This is a genomic window from Deinococcus soli (ex Cha et al. 2016) (genome assembly GCF_001007995.1).
Classification (GTDB): domain Bacteria; phylum Deinococcota; class Deinococci; order Deinococcales; family Deinococcaceae; genus Deinococcus; species Deinococcus soli.
This window is the reverse complement of record NZ_CP011389.1, coordinates 564763-585722: the sequence shown is the minus strand read 5'-3', so window position 1 is coordinate 585722 and position 20960 is coordinate 564763. Positions and strand designations below refer to the sequence as shown.

General features: G+C 70.5%; 17 protein-coding genes and 1 pseudogene. 8 read left to right on the top strand and 10 right to left on the bottom strand.

Annotated elements, in window-relative coordinates:
* Positions 1 to 199: 199 nt before the first annotated feature.
* From SY84_RS02885 to SY84_RS02865, 5 genes are read right to left on the bottom strand one after another with little or no spacing between them, the layout of a single operon-like run.
* Positions 200 to 1480: a glycerate kinase type-2 family protein gene (locus SY84_RS02885; RefSeq protein ID WP_046842748.1), complete on the bottom strand. Its 1281-nt coding sequence runs from the start codon at positions 1478 to 1480 to the stop codon at positions 200 to 202.
* 13 nt (positions 1481 to 1493) lie between these two features.
* Positions 1494 to 1967, bottom strand: a complete 474-nt coding sequence (locus SY84_RS02880; protein WP_046842747.1) for a MaoC family dehydratase — start codon at positions 1965 to 1967, stop codon at positions 1494 to 1496.
* A complete protein-coding gene (locus SY84_RS02875) occupies positions 1960 to 2874 on the bottom strand; it encodes an HpcH/HpaI aldolase/citrate lyase family protein (protein WP_046842746.1) in 915 nt (304 codons plus the stop codon). The genes SY84_RS02880 and SY84_RS02875 overlap by 8 nt, the downstream gene beginning before the upstream one ends.
* A 34-nt stretch (positions 2875 to 2908) precedes the next feature.
* Positions 2909 to 4204 (bottom strand): MFS transporter, encoded by a 1296-nt coding sequence (locus SY84_RS02870; protein ID WP_046842745.1) that lies wholly within the window; start codon positions 4202 to 4204, stop codon positions 2909 to 2911.
* Entirely contained in the window at positions 4192 to 4743 is a 552-nt protein-coding gene (locus SY84_RS02865; protein ID WP_046842744.1) for a TetR/AcrR family transcriptional regulator, read from the bottom strand. Before SY84_RS02865 ends, SY84_RS02870 begins: the two co-directional genes overlap by 13 nt.
* Before the next feature lie 237 nt (positions 4744 to 4980).
* Between SY84_RS02865 and aspS the strand changes: the two genes are divergently transcribed.
* The 3 genes from aspS to SY84_RS02850 all read left to right on the top strand — a co-directional run bounded on the left by aspS (position 4981) and on the right by SY84_RS02850 (position 8050).
* Positions 4981 to 6312, top strand: a complete 1332-nt coding sequence (gene aspS, locus SY84_RS02860) for an aspartate--tRNA(Asn) ligase (RefSeq protein WP_046842743.1) — start codon at positions 4981 to 4983, stop codon at positions 6310 to 6312.
* Positions 6313 to 6501: 189 nt separating this feature from the next.
* Entirely contained in the window at positions 6502 to 7116 is a 615-nt protein-coding gene (locus SY84_RS02855; protein WP_046842742.1) for a hypothetical protein, read from the top strand.
* A gap of 154 nt (positions 7117 to 7270) precedes the next feature.
* Positions 7271 to 8050, top strand: a complete 780-nt coding sequence (locus tag SY84_RS02850) for an alpha/beta hydrolase family protein (protein WP_046842741.1) — start codon at positions 7271 to 7273, stop codon at positions 8048 to 8050.
* A gap of 33 nt (positions 8051 to 8083) precedes the next feature.
* Here SY84_RS02850 and SY84_RS02845 read toward each other — a convergent pair whose 3' ends face one another.
* The 3 genes from SY84_RS02845 to SY84_RS02835 form a co-directional block, all read right to left on the bottom strand.
* A complete protein-coding gene (locus SY84_RS02845) occupies positions 8084 to 8761 on the bottom strand; it encodes a spermidine synthase (protein WP_046842740.1) in 678 nt (225 codons plus the stop codon).
* Between the two features lie 56 nt (positions 8762 to 8817).
* A complete protein-coding gene (locus tag SY84_RS02840) occupies positions 8818 to 9336 on the bottom strand; it encodes a chromate transporter (RefSeq protein ID WP_046842739.1) in 519 nt (172 codons plus the stop codon).
* A 133-nt stretch (positions 9337 to 9469) separates the two neighbouring features.
* On the bottom strand, positions 9470 to 10060 hold the full coding sequence (locus tag SY84_RS02835; protein ID WP_046842738.1) for a chromate transporter: 591 nt from the start codon (positions 10058 to 10060) through the stop codon (positions 9470 to 9472).
* 221 nt (positions 10061 to 10281) lie between these two features.
* Between SY84_RS02835 and SY84_RS16405 the strand changes: the two genes are divergently transcribed.
* A complete protein-coding gene (locus SY84_RS16405; protein ID WP_157882872.1) occupies positions 10282 to 10446 on the top strand; it encodes a hypothetical protein in 165 nt (54 codons plus the stop codon).
* 2 nt (positions 10447 to 10448) lie between these two features.
* Here the strand turns inward: SY84_RS16405 and SY84_RS02825 are convergent, their stop codons facing one another.
* A complete protein-coding gene (locus SY84_RS02825; RefSeq protein ID WP_046842736.1) occupies positions 10449 to 12491 on the bottom strand; it encodes a thioredoxin domain-containing protein in 2043 nt (680 codons plus the stop codon).
* A 105-nt stretch (positions 12492 to 12596) separates the two neighbouring features.
* On the opposite strand from SY84_RS02825, the gene SY84_RS02820 reads away from it, so the two are divergent.
* On the top strand, positions 12597 to 13511 hold the full coding sequence (locus tag SY84_RS02820; protein ID WP_046842735.1) for a transglutaminase-like domain-containing protein: 915 nt from the start codon (positions 12597 to 12599) through the stop codon (positions 13509 to 13511).
* 60 nt (positions 13512 to 13571) lie between these two features.
* The gene (locus tag SY84_RS02815) at positions 13572 to 15401 is read left to right on the top strand and encodes an arginine--tRNA ligase (RefSeq protein ID WP_046842734.1); all 1830 of its coding nucleotides are present in this window, start codon (positions 13572 to 13574) and stop codon (positions 15399 to 15401) included.
* A 213-nt stretch (positions 15402 to 15614) separates the two neighbouring features.
* Here SY84_RS02815 and SY84_RS16850 read toward each other — a convergent pair.
* A pseudogene (locus tag SY84_RS16850) lies at positions 15615 to 16661 on the bottom strand (DUF1963 domain-containing protein).
* Positions 16662 to 16942: 281 nt separating this feature from the next.
* On the opposite strand from SY84_RS16850, the gene leuS reads away from it, so the two are divergent.
* Positions 16943 to 19411, top strand: coding sequence for a leucine--tRNA ligase (gene leuS, locus SY84_RS02805; RefSeq protein WP_046842733.1), 2469 nt, complete (start codon positions 16943 to 16945; stop codon positions 19409 to 19411).
* Between the two features lie 294 nt (positions 19412 to 19705).
* Positions 19706 to 20950 carry a class I SAM-dependent methyltransferase gene (locus SY84_RS02800; RefSeq protein ID WP_046842732.1) on the top strand — a complete coding sequence of 415 codons (1245 nt, stop codon included), beginning with the start codon at positions 19706 to 19708 and terminating at the stop codon, positions 20948 to 20950.
* Positions 20951 to 20960: the final 10 nt, after the last annotated feature.

Sequence of the window (20960 nt, the reverse complement as noted above, 5' to 3'; positions counted from 1 at the left end):
GAACCGTGTGCCCATACCGCTCACTCCGAGCGGACTCGGAGAGCTGCGCAGCAGAGCGAGTAGGAGCAAGGGGGATTCCGGGCGTGGAGTTGGCAGATCGGTGATCTTCCGATCTGTGAACGAAACAGACGGAATCCGTACGACACGCCCGGCGCTGTGAGGTGCCCTGCCGCTCACGCCGGGCGGGGGAGGGTGCGCGTCATTCGATCAGTATGGCGCGGACATCACCGACGTTGTGCCCGGTCGGTCCGGTGCGCAGCAGGTCACCCAGCGCGTCGAAGAACGGGTGCGCGTCGTGACGGCGCAGGTACCCGCGCGGATCCAGACCCAGCGCGCGGGCGCGGTCCAGGCTGTCCGGGTGCAGGACTGCGCCCGCCGCGTCGCTGCTGCCGTCCACGCCGTCACTCCCGGCGGACAGGACGTGCACGCCGCGCAGCCCGGCCGGGGTGCCACCCAGCTCGGTCAGGAGGGCCAGCGCGAACTCCAGGTTCCGCCCGCCCCGCCCCGCGTCCGGGCCGAGCGTGACGGTCGCCTCGCCGCCCGACAGGAACGCGACGGGGCGCGGCGTGGGCGTGCCGTGCTCCCGCACGCTGCGGATCAGGGACGCGTGGAACGCCGCGAGTGCGCGGGCCTCGCCGGTGAAGGTGTCCCCCAGGATCAGTGTGCGCACGCCCCGGGCTGTCAGGTACGACCGCGCGGCGTCCAGCAGGTGGCGGTTCCCGCCGATCACCGTGGCGGGCGCGTCCGGCAGGGTGTCCGGCGTGTCCGGCGCGCCACTGCGAAAGTGCGCGCGGGCCTCCGGGGCGGCCAGCCCGTAGCGGTCCAGCACGGCCAGCGCGTCCGCGAAGGTGGTCGGGTCGGGCACGGTGGGGCCGCTGGCGATCATGTCCAGCGGGTCGCCCACCACATCCGACAGGACCAGCGTCCGCAACTGCGCGCGGGTGACCTGCGCCAGCTGACCGCCCTTCACGGCCGACAGGTGCTTGCGGACCGTGTTGATCTCCGTGACGTCTGCTCCGCAACGCAGCAACTCACCGGTCAGCGCCTGCTTCTGCGCCAGGGTCACGCCGCGCGGCGCGCACAGCAGCGCACTCCCACCGCCGGACAGCAGCACCAGCGCCCCCTGCCCGGCCCGCAGGGCCCCCAGCGCTTCCAGGGCCGCGTGCCCCGCCCGGATACTGCCGCCGTCCGGCACCGGGTGGCCCGCCTCGATGACATCCACCCCCGCCCACCCCTCACTGGTCGGAGCCTCAGGGTCCGGGGCAGTTCCGTGCGGGGTGACCACCAGCGCAGGAACGCCCGGGTGAACGTCCAGCGCCGCGCGGGCCATCGGCACGCTGGCCTTCCCGACTGCCAGGATGAAATCCGGGCGCGGCCCGCCCAGGTGCGGCGCCAGCAGCCGGGCAGGGGAGACGGTGTCGAGCGCGCTGAGGAACGCGCCGAGCAGCAGGCCGCCCGGATCGTCGGCGCGGGCGCTCATCAGGCCGACCGGCTCAGGCGGGTCGCCGCTGCATCAGCGCCGTCCGCTTGCACCTCGCCACGACCTCACCCCGCTGGTTCAGCGCGCGGTGCTCCACGGTCACGATGCCCGCGTCGGGGCGGCTGCGGCTCTCGCGGACCTCCAGCACCTCCGACTCGGCGTGGATGGTATCGCCGTGGAACACCGGCTTCGGGAACACCACGTCCGTCAGGCCCAGGTTCGCGACCAGCGTGCCCAGCGTCAGCTCGTGCACGCTGAGGCCCACCAGCAGGCTGAGGGTCAGCAGGCTGTTCACCAGCGGCCGCCCGAACTCGGACGCGGCCGCGTACTCGTGATCCAGATGCAGCGGCTGCGGGTTCATCGTCATGGTCGTGAAGAACACGTTGTCCGCCTCCGTGACCGTGCGCGTCACGCGGTGGCGGATCACGGTGCCGGGCGTCAGTTCCTCCAGGTACCGCCCCTGCGGGCGGTTCAGATCCTCATTCATGGGTGCCTCCGGCGTGGGGGAGTCCGGCGTGATCCTGCGCCAGGATGGCGCGCGCGGCGGCCAGCATGGGTTCGTCCACCATCTGACCCTCGAAGCTGAACGCGCCGTGGCCCTGCGTGGCGGCGTCGTGCGCGGCGGCGAGCAGGGCGCGGGCGCGCTCCGTTTCGGCGGGCGTCGCGCCGAACAGCTCGTGCGCCAGGGCGACCTGCGCGGGGTGGATGCACAGCTTCCCGGCGTAGCCCAGTGCGCGGCCCAGTTCCGCGTCCTCGCGGAAGCGTGCCGGGTCGTTCAGGGCGGTGACGACGATGTCCAGCGCGGGGACGCCGGTCAGCCGCGCGGCGAGCGCCACCTGAGAGCGGGCGTACAGGACCTCCAGCCCGCCGGGCGTGCGCCGCCCGCCCAGGTCCGTGGTGTAGTCCTCCGCGCCGAAGTACGCCCAGCGCACGGCGTCCTCGCGCAGGATCTCGTGCGCGTGCCACACGCCAGCGCCGGTCTCCAGGCCCGCCAGGATCGGCAGGGTCAGCCCGGAGGTCGCCAGGGCGTTCACGACCTGGCGCACGTCGTCCGCGCGTTCCAGTTTCGGGACGACCACCCCCGCCAGTTCGGGCGTCAGCACGTGCAGGTCCTCGGCGAAGTACGGCGAGTGGACGGCGTTCACGCGCAGGAGTACCGGGAGGTGCGGCGCGGCCGCGATCAGGTCCCGCGCGGCGTCGCGCGCGACCGGGCGGGCGGCGGCCTTCGCCTCGGGCGTACCGGGAATGGCGTCCTCTAGGTCGATGACCACCGCGTCGGGGGCGCTGCGGGGCAGTTTGGCGATCAGGTCGGCGCGGTTCCCCGGCGCGAACAGCAGGCTTCGGGGCCGCGCCAGCCCGGACGGGCGGCCCGCCGAACGAACGTTCGTTGACATGCCCAAGAGGATAGCGGCTGAGCGTCCCGCATACCTACCTGGCCCGGGACGCCTCGCCGGATGGGGGACCGACCGGCGCGTCCAGGCGGCGCAGGGCCGGGGACAGGAAACCCGCCAGAGCCGCCGCGCCGCTCAGGACGCCGCCCACCATGAACACGCCCCGCACGCCGATCCATTCGCCCAGCGGGGCCGCCAGCGCCAGCCCCACCGGCCCGGCCAGCCCTATGACCATGTTCAGCAGGGACAGCGCGCGGCCCTGCAACTCGTTCGGGATGACACGCTGAAGCAGCGCCGTCATGGGTGCGTTCCCGAACGAGAACGTCACGCCGCTCACGACCCACCACACGACCGCCAGCCAGAACGCATCCCCGGGCGCCAGGGCCGTCAGGGCCACCGTCAGGCACGAGGCGGCGAACGACAGGAGGATCGTCACCACCGGACGGCGTGGATTCAGGGCCGCGACGAGCACGCCGCCCGCGATCATGCCTACCCCCGACAGGCCCTCCATGAGGGCCACTTGCCCCGCCCCTCCGCCGAAGTGGGTCTTGACCAGCAGTGGCGTCAGCGTGAAGGTCGGCATGACGGCCAGCACCACCGCGCCCAGCAGCAGGTACAGGCGGCGCAGGCCCGCGTCGCGCCACACCACGTTCACGCCCGCCCGGAAGTCCGAGAGGACGCCCGCCCCGGCCAGCCGGGTCACGCGGGGTTGCGGCACCGCGTAGCGCAGCAGCGGCGCGATACCCAGCAGCGCGGTGACCACATCGATCCCCAGGGCCGCGCCCAGCGGCAGCACACTGATCGCCAGGGCGCCCAGGGGCGCGGCGGCCACCGTCATGATGCCCTGGAGGGTCTGGTTCAGGCCCGCCGCGCGCGGCAGGAAACTGGCGGGCACCAGCATGGCGGTACTCGCCCCCGCTGCCGGAGTCTGGACGGCCTGCATGGCGCTGCGCACCGCCATCATGGTGTACACGTGCCACAGCTGCACGCCGCCGCTGGCGAACAGGCTGATCAGCACGAGCATGCATGCGGCGCTGATCACGTCGGCCGTGATCATGATCGCGCGGCGGCTGTAGCGGTCGGCGAGAATCCCGCCCAGCGGGGACAGCAGCGCCTGCGGCAGCAGCGCCGCCACGCCCGCCACGCCCAGCGCGGCGGCGCTGCCGGTCGTGTCGGTGATCCACCACAGCAGCACGAACTGCGTCATGGCCGACCCGATCAGCGACAGCGCCTGCCCGCCGAAGATGCTCCAGAAGCGCCGCTGCCAGCCGGGGCCCGGATCGTACCCGTGGGCCGGGGGGCTCAGCTGGTCCCCTGGGTTCAGCGGGTCCATGCGGTGAGCGTCTCCCGCAGGGCCTGCGCCTGCGTGCCGTTCAGGCGTGGCAGGCCGGTCAGGTCACCCATCCAGTAGCCGTCGCAGGCCAGCCGGATGGCGTGCGCGGTGCCGGGCGGCACGCCGTCTGCCTCGGCGTCGGTCAGCAGGAACGCCTGCGCCTCACTCAGTCCGGCCAGCAGCGCCGGGTGCCCGGCCAGCGGCGCGAGGGCCGCGTGCAGCGCCTCGCCGTCCTGGTCGGGGGTGAAGGTCAGGGTGATGTACGCGCGCAGCCACGCGCCGCGCGCCGGGCCGTGCGCGGCCAGTTCGGCGGCGTGTGCCGCGTCCAGCTTGTGGCGGAAATCGTCGATCAGCGCGAATCCCAGGGCCCGCAGCAGCGCGTCGCGGGTGGGGTAGTGGTGCAGCAGGCCGCCCTTGCTGACGCCGGCGGCGCGGGCGACGGCGTCCAGCGACAGGGCGGCGCCGTGGTCACGCAGGACGGCCAGGGCGGCGTCGAGCAGCGCGGCGCGGGTGAGTTCGGGCTGACGGGTACGGGCCATACATTAAGCATACCGTCTGGTCGGTCGGTAAATGTGAGTCACGGTGTCCCGCGCGCCTGCCTAGCCGCCCGCGTTGACCATCCCTGCCGGGCGCGCGTACACTGCCCCGCATGATCGCGGCGAACAACAACGTGAATGATGATCCCTGCTAGGGGACGTCACGCCGCATACCGCGCCCCCGACACCCTCACCGGAGTCGGGGGCTTTTCAGTGAACACCGATGAACAAGGAGCCCGCATGACCACCCCAGCAACCGAACCGGCCCAGCAACGCCTGCCCCGCACCCTCACCCGCGACCTCAGCCACCATGACGGTCAGACCGTGCGCCTCCAGGGCTTCGTGCACGCCCGGCGCGACCTGGGCGGCGTGCAATTCCTGGTGCTGCGCGACGTGAGCGGCGTCACGCAGTGCGTCGGCAGCGGCCTGACCCTGCCGCTGGCAGAGAGCAGCGTGGAGGTCACCGGGAAGGTCAAGGCGCACCCCAAGGCCCCCGGCGGGTTCGAGGTGCAGGTCGAGGACTTCCGCGTTATCTCGGCGGCCGTGGAGCCCGCCCCGGTCGAGATTCCCAAGATGGAATGGAACGTCAACCCGGAAACCATGCTCGACTACCGCGTCGTCACCGTGCGCGGCCTGAAGGAACGCGCCGCGCTGAAAGTCCAGGCGGAACTCGTCGCCGCCTTCCGCGACCACCTGATGACTGAGGGCTTCACCGAGATCAGCACCCCCAAGATCGTCTCCGCGGGCGCCGAGGGCGGCGCGAACCTGTTCCCCATCGACTACTTCGGGCACCCCGCCTACCTCGCGCAGAGCCCGCAGCTGTACAAGCAGATCATGGTGGGCGTCTTCGAGCGCGTGTTCGAGGTCGCGCCCGTCTACCGCGCCGAGGAACACGCCACCAGCCGCCACCTCAACGAGTACCTGAGCTTGGACGTCGAGATGGGCTTCATCGAGGACGAGGACGACGTCATGAGCCTCGAAAACCGCCTCCTGGCCGCCATCATGACCCGCCTGAAGACCACCGCGCAGGCCGAGTTCGACCTGCTCGGCGCGACCATCCCCGACGTGCCCGCCCACATCCCCCGCATCACCCTCATGGACGCCCGCGCGCTGGTCACCGAGAAGTACGGGCACGCGGTGGGCGGGAAGGACCTCGACCCGGAAGCCGAGCGCCTGCTGTGCCAGCACTACGCGGAGACCGAGGGCAGCGACTTCGTGTTCGTCACGAAGTACCCCCGCGCTGCCCGCCCCTTCTATGCCCACCCGGACGCGAACCCCGACGGCACGCCCAGCAGCGAGATCACGCGCGGCTTCGACCTGCTGTTCCGCGGCATCGAGATCACGTCAGGCGGTCAGCGCATCCACGACCACGCCATGCTCATGGACTCCATCGCCACGTACAAACTCAAGCCCGAGACGCTGGAAGGCTATACCGAGGTCTTCAAGTACGGCATGCCCCCCCACGGCGGCTTCGCCATCGGCGCCGAACGCCTCACCGCCAAACTGCTGGGCATCAGCAACGTCCGCTACGCCCGCGCGTTCCCCCGCGACCGCCACCGCCTCACGCCCTGAGGGGCGTGACGGGCAGAGGAGAGACCGGGCGTTCCGGCCCCGGTGCCCTTAAAACACCATGAACGGCCTGCAGGCTCATCCCAGGAGCATGGGCCTGTCTTCACATCTTCAGGCGGCTACGCTGGCGACAAGCACAGCGCCAGCAACGCGGGAGCGGCACGACGCCCCCGGCCCACAGGAGGACACCCCATGCGCCCACCCACCCCCCGCCTCGTCCTGAGCGTCACTCTCGCCGCTCTCGCCAGCCCCGCCGCGCACGCCGCCTGCGCCCTGAAAGACGTGTTCCCCAGCGGCGTCTACACCTACCGCATGTCCGGCCCCAGCCCGAGCACCTACACCACCACGAACGCGGCCAGGAGCAACAGCGTCACCTCCACCACCACCGTCGCCGGGACCACCACCAGCATGACCTGGGCCTGCACCGCCAAGGGCCTGACCGGCACGATGTCCACCGGCGGCAAGGACAACCTCACGACGACCAGCAGCGCCTTCCTGCCGCCCCTGAACGTCTGGCGGCCCGGCTACAGCTGGAAAAGTGACCAGAATGTCAACATGGGCGGCGGCATCACCGCCAAGAGCACCAGCGTCAACAAGATCGTGAAACGCGAATCCGTCAAGGTGCCCGCCGGGACGTTCACCGCGTGGCGGCTCGACACCACCTCCACCATGACCATGACCCTCCCGGGCAGCAGCGCGCCCAAGACCACCACCATCAAGAGCAGCGTCTGGTACGCGCCCGGCACCGGCATGATCCGCAGCGAGAACAGCGGCGTGACCACCGAACTCGTGAAGGTCAAACGCTGAGGCCAGACACCGGAGGCCACACCACCAGCTGACCGGCCTGACCCTCTGCTCCGCCCGGTTCAGGGCCGCTGAGGGCTTCCCACGGCGGCCCTAAATCCCGCCGTGAACAAAGGGCGCATTGCATCCTCACCCCGTCTGTCCCTAGCATCGGCGCATGACCGACCGCGCCCGAGGCAGCAACGAACAGGCCCTGAACGAGGAATTCGCGCAGTTCAGCGTCGGCGGGCAGCGCGTGTACGGCATGCTGCACCGCCCCACCGGGGACGCCCCCGCGCAGGGCTGGCCCAGTGTGATCCTCCTGCACGGCTTCACCGGCAGCCGCACCAGCGACCACCGCCTCTTCCCGCTGCTGTCCCGGCACCTCGCCGCGCGCGGCGTCGCCAGCCTGCGCTTCGACTTCCGCGGCAGCGGCGAGAGCCACGGCGACTTCAGCGAGATGACCGTCACCCGCGAGGTCGAGGACACCCTCGCCGCGTTCGACTACGTGCGCCGCCAGCCCGGAATTGACCCGGAACGCGTCATGCTCCTCGGCTTCAGCATGGGCGGCCTCGTCGCCGCCCAGAGCGCCGCGCAGGCCCGCCCCCACCGCCTCGCCCTGTGGGCCCCCGCCCTGCCGGACCTCTGGCTGCCCTTCCTGCGCGGCGGCTTCCTGCCCGCCACGATCACCGATTATGGCGGCTGGCCGCTGGGCCGCGACTTCCTCCAGGAAGTCACCCGCCTGCGCCCCCTGGACGCCGCCGCCGCGTGGGGCGGCGAGGCCCGCGTCTTCCACGGCGACCAGGACAAAACATGCCCGCCCGAGTACGGCGTCCGCTACGCCCAGGCCCTGCGCTGCGACGCCGTCGCCATCCCCGGCGCCGGCCATACCTTCGATAACCTCGAGCAGGTGGACCTCCTCTTCCGCGAGACGACGCGGTTCCTCACCGGAGGGTGAGGAGGGGAGGCGGGGCGCGGTTCCCGCGAATCGCTACCCGCCTTTTCGGCCCGTCCAGACGGTGTGTTTGCCGCCTTTGCCGTGGCGGGCGCGGGGGTGATGGACCTGGGTGGTGAATCCGGCGCGGGTCAGGGCGTCGGTGAAGCGGGGGACGTGCTCGACGCTCCAGACGGCCAGCACCCCGCCGGGGCGCAGGGCGGCGCGGGCGGTGGCGAGGCCGCGCGGGCCGTACAGGGCGTCGTTCGCGGCGCGGGTCATGCCCTCGGGGCCGTTGTCCACGTCCAGCAGGATCGCGTCGAAGCCAGCGGGGTGGGCGCGCATGAGTTCCGCCACGTCGGCCACTGCGACGGTCACGCGCGGGTCGCGCAGGGGATGCCCGGCCACCTCGCCCAGCGGGCCGTGGTTCCAGGTGACGACCTCCGGCACGAGTTCCGCCACCGTCACCTGCGCCGCGCCGGGCAGGGTGCGCAGCGCGGCGGCGAGGGTGAAGCCCATACCCAGCCCGCCGATCAGCACGCGCGGCGCGGCGGCCCCCAGCCCTGCCAGGGCGAGATCGGCCAGGGCCTCCTCGCTGCCGTGCTGGCGGGAGTTCATCAGGTCGTACGGCGCGGCGCGCACGCGGATGCTGAACTCGGTGTCGCGCTGCCACAGCTGCAGTTCGTCACGGCTGCCGGGCACGGGCGCGGAGCCCAGGTGGACCCAGGGTTTCAAGAGAGGCTCCGGGGGGCGTGGGGGAGGCGCGGCATCCGGCCAGTCTACCCGAGCCTCTACAGGCCGAGGACGGCGCCCAGCACGGCGGCGCCCACGACGATCAGCGCGGCGTTGACGCGTGTGCGCCACAGCAGTGCGAACGAGGCGGCGGCGATCAGCGCCTCGGTCCAGCTGTGGATGCTACCTCGCGCCAGCACCAGCACGCCCGCCAGCAGGACGCCCGCGCCGAAGGGGAGCAGCGCGCTGCGCAGGGAGGGCAGCCAGCGCCAGCGGCTCAGGCGTTGCCACGCGGTCATCGTAGCGGCACTGAGCAGCGCGGTGGGGCCGTAGAAGCCCAGGGTGGCGGCAAACGCGCCCAGCCAGCCGCCCGCCGCGAAGCCGTAGTGGGTCATGGCCAGCATGTTCGGTCCGGGCATGACCTGCCCCAGCGCGAAGCCGTTCGCGAGGAGCTGCGGCGTGATCCAGCCCTTCTGTTCGACCAGCACGCGTTCGATCTCGGGGAGGTTCGCGCCGCCGAAACTCACGAGGCCCAGCCGCGCGAACGTGAGCAGGATGTCGAGGGAATCGGCGGTCATCTCGCCTCCGGCCCGGTGGTTGGCGAGAACCGCCGGGTCCGCGCGGATGCGCGTGGGAGAAGGACGGGTGCCGGGAGTGGACTGGACGGATCGGTGGGGTGCCGATCTGGCCATGGAGCGGCAGAAATCCGTCTCATTCGCCGCTCCGGGGGCGGTGGAGGATCAGGCCGACGATCACGGTGCCCGCCAGGACGAGGAGCAGGTCAGCGCGCAGCACGGCGAGCAGCAGGAAGGTGATCACGGCCAGCGTGGGGCCGAAGCGGATGCCCGCTGTGACCTTCAGGACAGGCAGGGCGGCGGTCAGCATGACGCCCAGCGCCGCGCAGGCCGCGCCCCGCAGGCCGCTCTGTACGCCACTGGGCAGGCCGCCGGGCAGGCCGAGAGTGACGGCAGTGACGGTCAGCATGGCGATCAGGCCGGGCGTGAGGATGCCCACGACCGCCAGCGCCGCGCCGGCCCCGCCCAGCAGGCGCGCGCCGATCATGGCGGCGAGGTTCACGGCGTTCGGGCCGGGCGTGAGCTGCGCCAGCGTGTAGGCCTCGGCGAATTCCGCGTCGGTCATCCAGCCCCGGGCGTTCAGGGCGCGGCGGGTGTGGGCAGGCAGGCCGCCGCCGATGCCGACCAGCGCGACACCCACGAACAGCCGCAGCATCCCGGCGGGCGTGGGGGGCGGGGTGGGTGTGGCGGGCGCGGCGCTGGCGGCCGGAGTAGTGGGCGCGCTCATGCCCCGAGCGTAACGCTCACACGGCTAAAATCATGCAACTACTCCGGGGACAACACTGAACGCAATGCACGAAATGGAATGGTGGGGGACATGATGGATGGGTGAACCGGGCGGCTGTCCTGCTGATCCCTGCCCTGACTGCCTGCGGCCCAGTCGGGAGCAGCAACGCTGGGACGCCCTGCCAGGACGCCGCGTCGCTGAATCTGAGGCGGTCCGTACAGGTGGAATACGACACGGAACGCTTCGAGCTGCTGTCCGGTGGGGGAGAGTCCGAACGGTTCCGCGTCACGTTACTGGACCGGGGGGAGGTCGTGGGACGGTACTCGTTCAGCTGCCGGGAGTCGGCAAGTGGCTCAGTGGAGCTGACCTGGACGCGGCTGCCCTGAGCCTACCGGCCCCCACTGGCCACCCGGTCCAGCTGCGCGCGGAACACGCCGGGGTCGGTGGTGGGCAGGTCGCAGGTGTGGTGCACGCACACGTACCCGCGCCCGTCGCCGGGGCGGTCCTGAAGGACGGGCAGGTCACCACCCGCCTCCGTGAAGGCCAGTACGGCGAAGGGGAGGAACACGTCTGCTGCCACTGCCTCCAGCGGGGCACGCTCCCCAGGGGTGCCGACGATGGCGACCTCGGTGTGGGGGGCGTGGAGGAACGCGGCGGCCAGCCACAGCCCACCGAATCCGCCCGCGGCAGCCAGCATGTCGCTCCGGAAGGCGTTCACGGTGCGGCGCGCCATGCCCTCCGCCGCCTCGTCCGCGAAGTAGCGGTGCATCCACAGTGCCAGCAGCGCCCCTGCCGCGTTCTCGGACAGCACGGCGCTGTCGAAACCCGGAGCCTGCCGCGCCAGCAGCGGCTCGGCGCGGCCTCCGGACGCCATGAACACGCCCGCCTCCTCGTTCCAGAAGTCGCGGCGCACCACCCCCCACAACTCGCGCGCGCGGTGCAGGTGCGTCAGGTCGCCGCCCGCCTGGAACAGCGCCACCAGCCCCAGGGCGTACAGCGCGTGGTCTTCCATCAGGCCCTCCACCCGCGCCTGCCCGCCCCCCCAGGTGTGGCGCAGCGTGCCGTCCGGCAGGGCGAGGTGATCCTCGATGAACGCCGCGTTCCGGCGCGCGACCTCCAGATACTCGGGCTCACGGAGGATGCGGGCCGCGTCCGCGAACGCCGCCAGCGCCAGCCCGTTCCACGAGGTGAGCACCTTGTCGTCCGTGCCCGGCTGCGGCCTCTGCGCGCGGGCCGCGAGGAGGCGGGCCTTCAGGGCGTCCAGGTGCGCCGCGACCTCACCTTCCGTCTGCCGGAGGTCCAGCGCCAGATCCGGGACGGGCAGCGCCACGAACGGCACGCTGCGGCGCCCCACCTCGGGCCGGTGCGGGTCAAGGAAGTTGCCGGGCTCCGCGATGCCCAGGTGACGGCACAGCAGCTCGCCGTCCGCGTCGCCCAGCACGGCCCTGACCTCGGCGGGCGTCCAGGTGAAGGTCAGGCCCTCCACACCCCCCGTGTCCGCGTCCTGCGCGGAGTAAAACCCGCCGTCCGGGGCGAGCATCTCGCGGCGCAGGTACTCCAGCGTCCCGCGCGCCGCCTGCGCGAACGCCGGATCCCCGCTGAGCTGGTAGGCGCGCAGCAGCGTGCGGGTCAGCTGGGCGTTGTCGTACAGCATCTTCTCGAAGTGCGGCACCCGCCACGCCTCGTCCACGCTGTAGCGGTGGAACCCGCCGCCCAGCTGATCGTGCAGCCCGCCCGCCAGCATGCGCCGCAGCGTGTGCAGCGCCATCAGGCGGCCCGTGGGCTGCGTCAGCAGGAAATCCAGCGTCGTCGGGGCCGGGAACTTCGGTGCGCCGCCAAAGCCGCCCAGCGCCTCGTCGAACACCCGCCGCAGGTTCCCCACCGCCCGCTCCAGCAGCCCGGCGTCCACTTCACCCTCCGCCACGCGCGGACGGCTGGCCTCGCGGACATGCTCGGTCAGGGCCTCGGCGTTCCCCAGCAGCTTCGGGCGCTCCTCACGCCACGCGCGCTCCACGCTGGCCATCACCCGCGTGAAACTCGGCAGGCCGTGTCCGTCGCGCGGGGGGAAGTACGTCCCGGCGTAGAACGGCGCGCCGTCCGGCGTCAGGAACACCGTCATCGGCCAGCCACCCTGCCCGGTCAGGGCCTGCGTGGCCGCCATGTACACCGCGTCCACGTCCGGCCGCTCCTCGCGGTCCACCTTCACGTTCACGAAGTGCGCGTTCATGTACCCGGCCGTCGCCTCGTCCTCGAAACTCTCGTGCGCCATCACATGACACCAGTGGCACGTCGAGTACCCCACCGACAGCAGCACCGGCACGTCCCGCTCGCGCGCCTCCCGGAATGCCTCCTCGCCCCACGGCCACCACGCCACCGGGTTGTCCGCATGCTGACGAAGGTACGGGCTGCTCTCCTGTCCCAGACGGTTCATGGGGCGCAGCGTACCGCCCGCCTGTACCCCGCGGGCGGAACATGAACGCCCGGGGTGCGTGCCCTCACACCCACGCCGCCCCCACCGCGCCTCACACTGAGGGATATGGCCCAGCCCGACGCTGCCCCCGACCACACCCACCCCACCCCCGGCTTCGAGCGACCAGTCTTCATCCGCGCGGGCTTCCAACTGACCTTCGACGTGCCCTACCCCACCCCCATGCTGTTCGTCGTGCAGCCCCGTGACCGGCTGGAACCCACCGGCACCCGCCAGCGCCTCCTCGCCCAGCGCCCGCTGGGCGCCGCGCAGGGCATCCACACGTACACCGACACGCACGGCAACACCGTCTGGCGCACGGTCGCGCAGCCCGGCACGTTCACCATCGGGCACGATCTGATCGCCGAGACCACCCGCAACCCTGACCCCGCCCACCCCGACCTGCCCAAGACGCCCGTCGAGGGCCTGCCCGACGAGACCATCACGTACCTGCTCCCCAGCCGCTACGTGGACAGCGACCTCGTGAGCGCCGACGCCTGGGAACGCTTCGGGCACATCCAGGGCGGCTGGGCGCAGGTGCAGGCCATCAGCGACTACCTGAACGACACCTGCACGTACGGCTACGGCTCCACCAGCGCCACCACCGCCTTCCAGGCGCTCGGCAGCGGCCGCGCCGTGTGCCGCGACTTCGCGCACATGGGCGTCGCGTTCTGCCGCGCCCTGAACATCCCCGCCCGGTACGTGTGCGGGTACCTGCCCGACATCGACATCACGCCCGACCCGGTCCCCATGGACTTTCACGCGTGGTTCGAGGCGTTCATCGACGGGCAGTGGCGCACCTTCGACGCGCGGCACAACCGCCCCCGCGCCGGGCGGCTGATCATCGCGCAGGGCCGCGACGCGTCCGACGTGGCCTTCACGACCTCGTTCGGCAGCGCCCGCCTGACCCACATGAAGGTCTGGGCGGACGAAACAACCCCCGACATGACCCTGGACACGCCCCCCAACCCCCGCATCTTCTGAACCGGTAACCGCCCCGGGCGGGGTCGTCCGCCCAGGCGCTTTCCCGTACACTTGGCAGTTATGGACCTGAAGGCTCGACTCAAGACCGCCGTGGAGGCCGCCGCCGCACAGATGGGCGCCCCGCTGGACGCCGCCATCCAGGAGACGCCCGCGAACAAACCCGGCGATTACGGCACGCCCGCCGCGTTCCAGATCGCCAAGGCGCTGGGGCAGAACCCCGCGCAGGTCGCGCAGACGCTCGCGCAGACCGTGCAGCTGCCGGACGGCATCGAGCGCGTGGAGGCCGCCGGGCCATTCCTGAACTTCTTCGTGGATGTCGGCGGCTTCGTGCGCGGCGTCGTGCAGACGCCCCTGAACCTCCCCGCGCAGGAGGGCAAGGTCGTCATCGAGCACACCAGCGTGAACCCCAACAAGGAACTCCACGTGGGGCACCTGCGCAACGTCGTCCTCGGGGACAGCATGGCGCGCATCTTCCGCGCCGCCGGGTACGAGGTCGAGGTGCAGAACTACATCGACGACACCGGACGGCAAGCCGCCGAGAGCCTGTTCGCCATGGACCACTACGGCCGCGTGTGGAACGGCGAGCAGAAGTACGACCACTGGCTGGGCGAGGGCTACGTGCAGTTGAACGCCGACCCCGCCAAGGCCGACATGGAAGCGGGCATCCGCGAGGTCATGCACAAGCTCGAAGAAGGCCTGCTGCGCCCCCTGGTCGAGCAGACCGTGAAGGCCCAGCTGGACACCTGCTTCCGCATCGGCGCCACGTACGACCTGCTCGTCTGGGAGTCCGACGTGGTCGGCAGCGGTTTCCTGAACCGCGCCATGGACATCCTGGAGGGCAGCCGCTACACCTCGTACCCCACGGAAGGGAAGTTCGCGGGCGCGTTCATCATGGACGTCAGCGAGTTCATGCCGGGCCTGGAGGAATCCAATGTGGTGCTGCGCCGCAGTGACGGCACCGCCATGTACGTCGCCAAGGACATCGGCTTCCAGTTCTGGAAGTTCGGCCTGTTCGAGGGCATGACCTTCAAACCCTTCATGACCGACCCCGCCGGGCACACCATCTGGACCAGCGACCCCACCGGCGACAGCGCCCAGGCCACCCGTTTCGGGCACGCGCACGAGGTCATCAACGTCATCGACTCCCGCCAGAAACACCCCCAGATGCTCGTGCGCAGCAGCCTCGGCGTCGCTGGGGAGACCGAGAAGGAAGCGCGCAGCATCCACCTCAGCTACGAATTCGTGAACCTTGGCGGCCAGACCATCAGCGGCCGCAAGGGCATCACCCTGGCCGTGGACAGCGCACTGGAACAGGCCGCCGCGCGCGGCTTCGCGGAACTCAGCGCGAAGAACCCGGACCTCGCCACGCGGGCCGACGCGCAGGAGATCGCCCGCCGCATCGGCGTGGGCGCCTTGCGCTTCGCCATGCTGCGCAACGAACCCAGCCGCGCCTTCGACTTCGACCTGGAAAAAGCCAGCAGCCTCCAGGGCGACACCGCCCCGTACATCCAGTACGCCGCCGTGCGCGCCGCGAACATCCTCCGCAAAGCCCAGGACGCCGGGCACCCAGTGGACGGCACCGGCGCCGCCTGGGACGCCCTGCCCGACGTGGACCTGATCCTCGCCAAGCAGGTCGCGAAACTTCCCGAGGTCGTCGAACAGGCCGTCCGCGCGCACTCCCCGCACGGCGTCGCGCAGTACGCGCTGGACCTCGCCACGTCCTTCAACGCCTGGTACAACGCCAAGGACAAGCAGGGCAAACCCGCCACGAACGTCCTCGCCAGCCCCGAGGGGCTGCGGGAAGCGAGGCTGGCCCTCGTCGCCCGCGTCCGCACCGCGTTCGAAGACACCCTGGGACTCATCGGCATCGAGATTCCTCCCGCGATGTAACCCGGGACGGCTTCAGTGCCGCTGCCCTGACTGGAGGCTGCCCGGAATCGTCGGGGCAGCCTCCAGACGTTGTGCTCACAGCGGTTTTCAGGGGTGTTGAGGGGTTTCCTCAGCACCCCTGAAAAGAGCGAAGCGAGCAGCCGTCCTCAGCAGCGGTTGGAAGTGGAATTGAAGGGCGTGCTGTTGGCCCTTCAATGGAACTGAAAACCGCTGTCAGCAGCAGTCCCAGTTGTACGCCACGTGGCTGAAGTCCCTCCGGGCCAGGTCGTCCGGGTGAATGAAGAAGTTGGCGATCCCCGAATCCCCCCACATCACGCCCCGCTGCCAGTCCGAATCCAGCTGGAACAGGAGGACGCGCGGATCGTCCGGCAGGCGTGGATCCTCCTGCGTGAAGGTCGGATGCCCACCCACCTGATGCCCGAACAGCGTGGCCTCGTCATACCGTTCCTCCAGCCACTCGCCCTTCGAGAGATCCTCATCGGGAGAAGACCCCTCGTCGAGAAAATCAATCCCGATCGCCTGCGTGAACAGCCGGTCCCTGTCCGACATCGGGTGCTCGGCCAGCTCACCCGTGATGCCCATCCCGCGTCCGGCCGGCAGTGGTGAATACTCTCAGGCGTGATCCGGGGTCGTATCGTCCAGAAGGAACAGATCAGTGACGGGCTGCGGAATCCAGCGCACCTCGTACACAGCGGGGTTCGCCCGACCGGGCCGCATGAAATCACAGCCGTACAGGTCGTTCGTGCCGATGAAGAATTGCAGGAGGCCGGACGTGGGAAACCCCAGCAACTTCGGTAATTCCGCGAAATTCAGTTGCGCAAGAAACGTCATGGGCGTCCCGTCCGGCGCGGCGGGCCAGGATTCCCCCTGCCGCCGGTAGGGTGTGCCTCCGACCATGCTGCCCATCGGCCCCGGTTGCGAATCGTGCAGCGTCAGGAACATGACGGGCTTCAGCGTCGCCTCGATCTGCGCCCGGTAGGGTTCCAGGGTCCGGTGCAATCTGACCCGGGGTTTCTCGACGGCTTTCCTGGCCGTCTGGCCCGGCACGGCGTCCGCGTAGCCCTTGCGACGTTTCTCGGCCAGTTTTTTTGTCGCTTCTCGCGTGGCTTCGGCTGGCGCAGCGGCGGTGATCGTCTTCGACTGCCCTTCGGTCCCGATCCGGCCGTAGCGAATCGTGAGGATGGCTCCCGCCACAGTCACCTCGTAGAATTTGTGTTCACGCCCCTCACTGAGTTCCAGATACGTCACCTGCGAATCCATCTGCGCAGGCTAGCAACGCCCCCGTTCCGGCGCTGCTCAGATGGCGGATGGCGGGCCGCGCAGGTTCTGCGCTACACTTCCAGGCATGATCCGCTCTGCGCTTACCAACCGGGGACGCCTCAACTGACTGCATAAGTCCGTTCGAGCGTCCCCGGCTGGCTGCCGGGGCGTTTTTTTTGATGGTGGATGGTCGGTGGTTGATAGACCAGCCTCAGCACTGGCAGACGCAACGGTTTCCATCAACCATCAACTTTCAGCTTTCAACCCCCGAAGGAGTCCAGATGAACAACGAGCACCCGATCAACATTCCCGAGCCGCGCATGGAGCGGTACAACCCGCACGCCATCGAGAAGAAATGGCAGTCCGCCTGGGAGCAGAGCGGCCTGTACAAGTTCGACGAGGACGCGCCGGGCGAGAAGTTCTACGCCCTGACGATGTTCCCGTACCCCAGCGGGAACCTGCACATCGGGCACTGGTACGCGAACGTCGCGCCCGACGCCCGGGCGCGCTGGCTGCGGATGCGCGGGTACAACGTGCTGTTCCCGATGGGCTTCGACGCGTTCGGCCTGCCCGCCGAGAACGCCGCCATCAAGAACAAGACGAACCCGGCGACGTGGACGTACGCGAACATCGAGCGGATGACCGGGCAGTTCCAGGCGATGGGCACCATGATCGACTGGAGCCGCCAGTTCGCCACGTGCGACCCGGAGTACTACCGCTGGAACCAGTGGTTCTTCATCGAGTTCTACAAGCGCGGCCTGGCGTACAAGAAGGGCGGGCTGGTGAACTGGTGCCCGAAGGACCAGACGGTGCTGGCGAACGAGCAGGTCGTGAACGGCCACTGCGAACGCTGCGGCACGGCCGTGGAGAAACGCAACCTGAGTCAGTGGTACATGAAGATCACGGACTACGCCGACGAGCTGCTGGACTTCAGCGACACGGACATGCCCGAGAAGGTCCGCCTGATGCAGACGAACTGGATCGGCAAGTCGGTGGGTGCGGAGGTGACCTTCGACACGCCGGCCGGGCCGGAGACGGTGTTCACGACCCGTCCGGACACGCTGATGGGCGCGACGTTCATGGTGCTGGCCCCCGAGCACGCCAAGGTGGCGGACCTGACTACCGACGAGCAGCGCGCGGAGGTCGAGGCGTACGTGGCGGCAGCGGGCCGCAAGACGGACGTGGAACGCCAGCAGGAGGGCGAGAAGACCGGCGTGTTCACCGGCAGCTATGCCACGCACCCCATCACCGGGCATCAACTGCCGATCTGGGTGGCGGACTACGTGCTGGTCACGTACGGCACCGGGTCAATCATGGCGGTGCCCGCGCACGACGACCGTGACTTCGCGTTCGCGCGCAAGTTCGGCCTGGACGTCGTGGAGGTCATCCGCGCCGAGGGTGCCGAGCCGATGGCCGAGGACGCGGCCGAGCCCTACACCGGCGAGGGCGTCATCGTGAACAGCGGCGAGTTCGACGGGCTGCCCGGCGGGAAGGCCAGTATCGCCGGGATCGTGGAGAAGCTGGAGGTGCGCGGGATCGCGAAGGCGAAGACCACGTACCGCCTGCGCGACTGGCTGTTCGCCCGCCAGCGCTACTGGGGCACCCCGATTCCGTTCGTGCACTGCCCCGAGCACGGCGCGCAGCCCGTCCCCGAGGACCAGCTGCCGGTGCGCCTGCCGGAGAACGTGGAGTTCACGCCCACCGGCCAAAGCCCCCTGAAGCTGGACACCGAGTGGCTGAAGACCACCTGCCCCGTCTGCGGCGGTCCCGCCGAGCGTGACACGGACACCATGGACACCTTCGTGGATTCGTCCTGGTACATGTACCGCTACCTGAGCCCCGACTACCACGAGGGTCCCTTCGACCCCGCGAAGGATCCCATGATGCCGGTGGACCTGTACACGGGCGGCATTGAGCACGCGATCCTGCACCTGCTGTACTCGCGCTTCTGGGTGAAGGTCATGCGTGACATGGGCCTGACCAAGCACAGCGAACCCTTCGCGCACCTGCGCAACCAGGGCATGATCCTGGGCGAGGACGGCGAGAAGATGAGCAAGTCGCGCGGCAACGTCGTCGACCCCGACGACCTGGTGCGCGAGTACGGCGCGGACACGGTCCGCACGTACCTGATGTTCATCGCGCCGTGGGAACTGGGCGGCCCGTGGGACCCGCAGGGCATCAACGGCCCCGCCAAGTGGCTGAGCCGCGTCTGGACGCTGTTCACCGACGACAAGGTCACCGGCCCCGCCGAGACCGTCAGTGAAGCGGACCTGCGCTTCGCGGTTCACAGCACCCTGAAGAAGGTCACCGGGGACTTCGAACGCCTGAGCTTCAACACCATCGTCGCGTCGCTGATGGAACTGACGAACACCCTGGTGAAGGCCAAGCGCGCCCCCGTGTTCGGTACGCCCGCCTGGGACGAGGCGCTGGACATCTTCAACCGCCTGCTGGCCCCCGTGGTGCCGCACATCGCCGAGGAGATCTGGGCGGCGCGCGGGCAGGACGGCAGTGTGCACACCGCCGCGTGGCCCGCCGTGGACGAGGCCGCCGCGACCCGTGACACCGTCACCATGGGCGTGCAGGTCAGCGGCAAGGTGCGCGGGCAGGTCACGATCAGCAAGGCGGCCACGCAGGACGAGGCGATGGCCGCCGCGAAGGACAACGCCGACGTGGCCCGCTTCATCGAGGGCAAGCAGATCGTCAAGGAGATCTACGTGCCCGGCCGCATCATCAACATCGTCGTGAAGTGAACCCCGACCCGCTGAAGTAAGACGACCTCCGGTTGAAAGGTTTGCAAAACCTTTCAACCCGAGCGGATGCGAGAAGGAGCGAAACGGGTTCCGGGCGTGGAGTTGACAGATCGGTGGTGTTCCGAGCTGTCAACGAAACAAACGGAATCCGCATAACGCCGGACACGCGCGGTCCCTGCGAAGACGTGGGGGCCGCGTTTCCCGGTCGCCGGACGGGCAGCGGGCGCCGGGTCGCGGTGGGCCGCTCGGGGGACGCGTCGCCTGAATGGCGTCCCGGTGTGCGACTCTGTGGGGGTGACGCGCAGGCCCAAGCAGAAAATCCGATTCAAGAACGACCGCCCCGCCTCTGACCGACCCGCCTCCGAGCGCCCGGCCGCCCCGACCGGGAGCCGCCCGGAGGCGCGGCCCCCCGTGAACTACTTCGAGGTCCGACCCGCGAACCTCCCGCCCCGCCTGGATTCCCTGAAGGCCCTCACGAAGAGTGGCGTGCGTGGCTACCCGGACGTGGACGCCGCGCAGGCGCTGCTGGCGGGCGTGATGCGCAAGGACCGCGTGCGCGGCGACGTGCTGGACCTGAGTGCCATGGGCGGCCTGCTGGGCAGCCTGCCGGGCGTGACGCTGCGCGCCGTGGAGGGCAGCGCCGCCGCGCTGAGCGCCCTGGCGGCGGGTGGCCTGGACGCGCACGCGGCGGTGCCCGGCGAGTCCCTGCTGGAGCGCTGGCCGGACCGCGCCCGGACCGTGGCGCTGGTGCTGGCCGGGGACCGTGGGAACGCGTACGCCGCCGCGCAGGTCGCCTGGGCGCACGCCTGCACGCCGCCCGGCGGGACGCTGTACATCGCCGGGGACCGTGACAAGGGCTTCGACCGGTACGTGCGCCTGGCCGGGAACGCCTTCGGCGCGGGCGAGGTCGTGGCGCGTGACGGTGGGATGCGCGTGGCGAAACTCATCCGCCGCCCCGGTCCCACCCCGGCCCTCCCGGACCCCGAGGGCTTCGAGGCCTTCGGCGTGACGGTCGTGGGCCTGCCGGGCGTGTTCAGCGCCGCGAAACCCGACAAGGCCACCGCGCTGATGCTGGGCGCCCTGGAACGCCTCGACCCGGACGGCAGCGCGCTGAGCGGGAAGGACGTGCTGGACCTGGGCTGCGGCACCGGCCTGATCGGCGCGTGGGCCGCGCGGCGCGGCGCGACCGTGACCCTGGTGGACGGCGACCTGCCCAGCGTCCGCAGCGCCCAGGCCACCCTGGCCGCCAGCGGCCTGACCGGCGCGGCCGTCCACTCGGATGTGGACGCCGCCCTGGACCCGGGGGCGACCTTCGACGTGATCCTCACCAACCCGCCCTTCCACGTGGGGCGCGGCGTGGTGCTGGACGTCGCGCGGGAATTCATCGCCGCCGCCGGGCGCCGCCTGCGCCCCGGCGGGACGCTGCACCTCGTCGCCAACGACTTCCTGCCCTACGAGTCTGACCTGCGCGCCCTGGGCGAGGTCCGCGAGACCCTGCGCGAGGCGGGCTTCAAGGTCCTGACCGTCACCCGCGCCTGACCCCACCTCG

Bases quoted from the DNA above. Each gene is read 5' to 3' on its own strand.
- SY84_RS02875 (WP_046842746.1), bottom strand. From the start codon at position 2,874: ATGTCAACGAACGTTCGTTCGGCGGGCCGCCCGTCCGGGCTGGCGCGG.
- aspS (WP_046842743.1), top strand. From the start codon at position 4,981: ATGACCACCCCAGCAACCGAACCGGCCCAGCAACGCCTGCCCCGCACC.
- SY84_RS02870 (WP_046842745.1), bottom strand. From the start codon at position 4,204: ATGGACCCGCTGAACCCAGGGGACCAGCTGAGCCCCCCGGCCCACGGG.
- SY84_RS02855 (WP_046842742.1), top strand. From the start codon at position 6,502: ATGCGCCCACCCACCCCCCGCCTCGTCCTGAGCGTCACTCTCGCCGCT.
- SY84_RS02825 (WP_046842736.1), bottom strand. From the start codon at position 12,491: ATGAACCGTCTGGGACAGGAGAGCAGCCCGTACCTTCGTCAGCATGCG.
- SY84_RS02880 (WP_046842747.1), bottom strand. From the start codon at position 1,967: ATGAATGAGGATCTGAACCGCCCGCAGGGGCGGTACCTGGAGGAACTG.
- SY84_RS02835 (WP_046842738.1), bottom strand. From the start codon at position 10,060: ATGAGCGCGCCCACTACTCCGGCCGCCAGCGCCGCGCCCGCCACACCC.
- SY84_RS02850 (WP_046842741.1), top strand. From the start codon at position 7,271: ATGACCGACCGCGCCCGAGGCAGCAACGAACAGGCCCTGAACGAGGAA.
- SY84_RS02885 (WP_046842748.1), bottom strand. From the start codon at position 1,480: ATGAGCGCCCGCGCCGACGATCCGGGCGGCCTGCTGCTCGGCGCGTTC.
- SY84_RS02820 (WP_046842735.1), top strand. From the start codon at position 12,597: ATGGCCCAGCCCGACGCTGCCCCCGACCACACCCACCCCACCCCCGGC.
- SY84_RS02840 (WP_046842739.1), bottom strand. From the start codon at position 9,336: ATGACCGCCGATTCCCTCGACATCCTGCTCACGTTCGCGCGGCTGGGC.
- SY84_RS02865 (WP_046842744.1), bottom strand. From the start codon at position 4,743: ATGGCCCGTACCCGTCAGCCCGAACTCACCCGCGCCGCGCTGCTCGAC.
- leuS (WP_046842733.1), top strand. From the start codon at position 16,943: ATGAACAACGAGCACCCGATCAACATTCCCGAGCCGCGCATGGAGCGG.
- SY84_RS02815 (WP_046842734.1), top strand. From the start codon at position 13,572: ATGGACCTGAAGGCTCGACTCAAGACCGCCGTGGAGGCCGCCGCCGCA.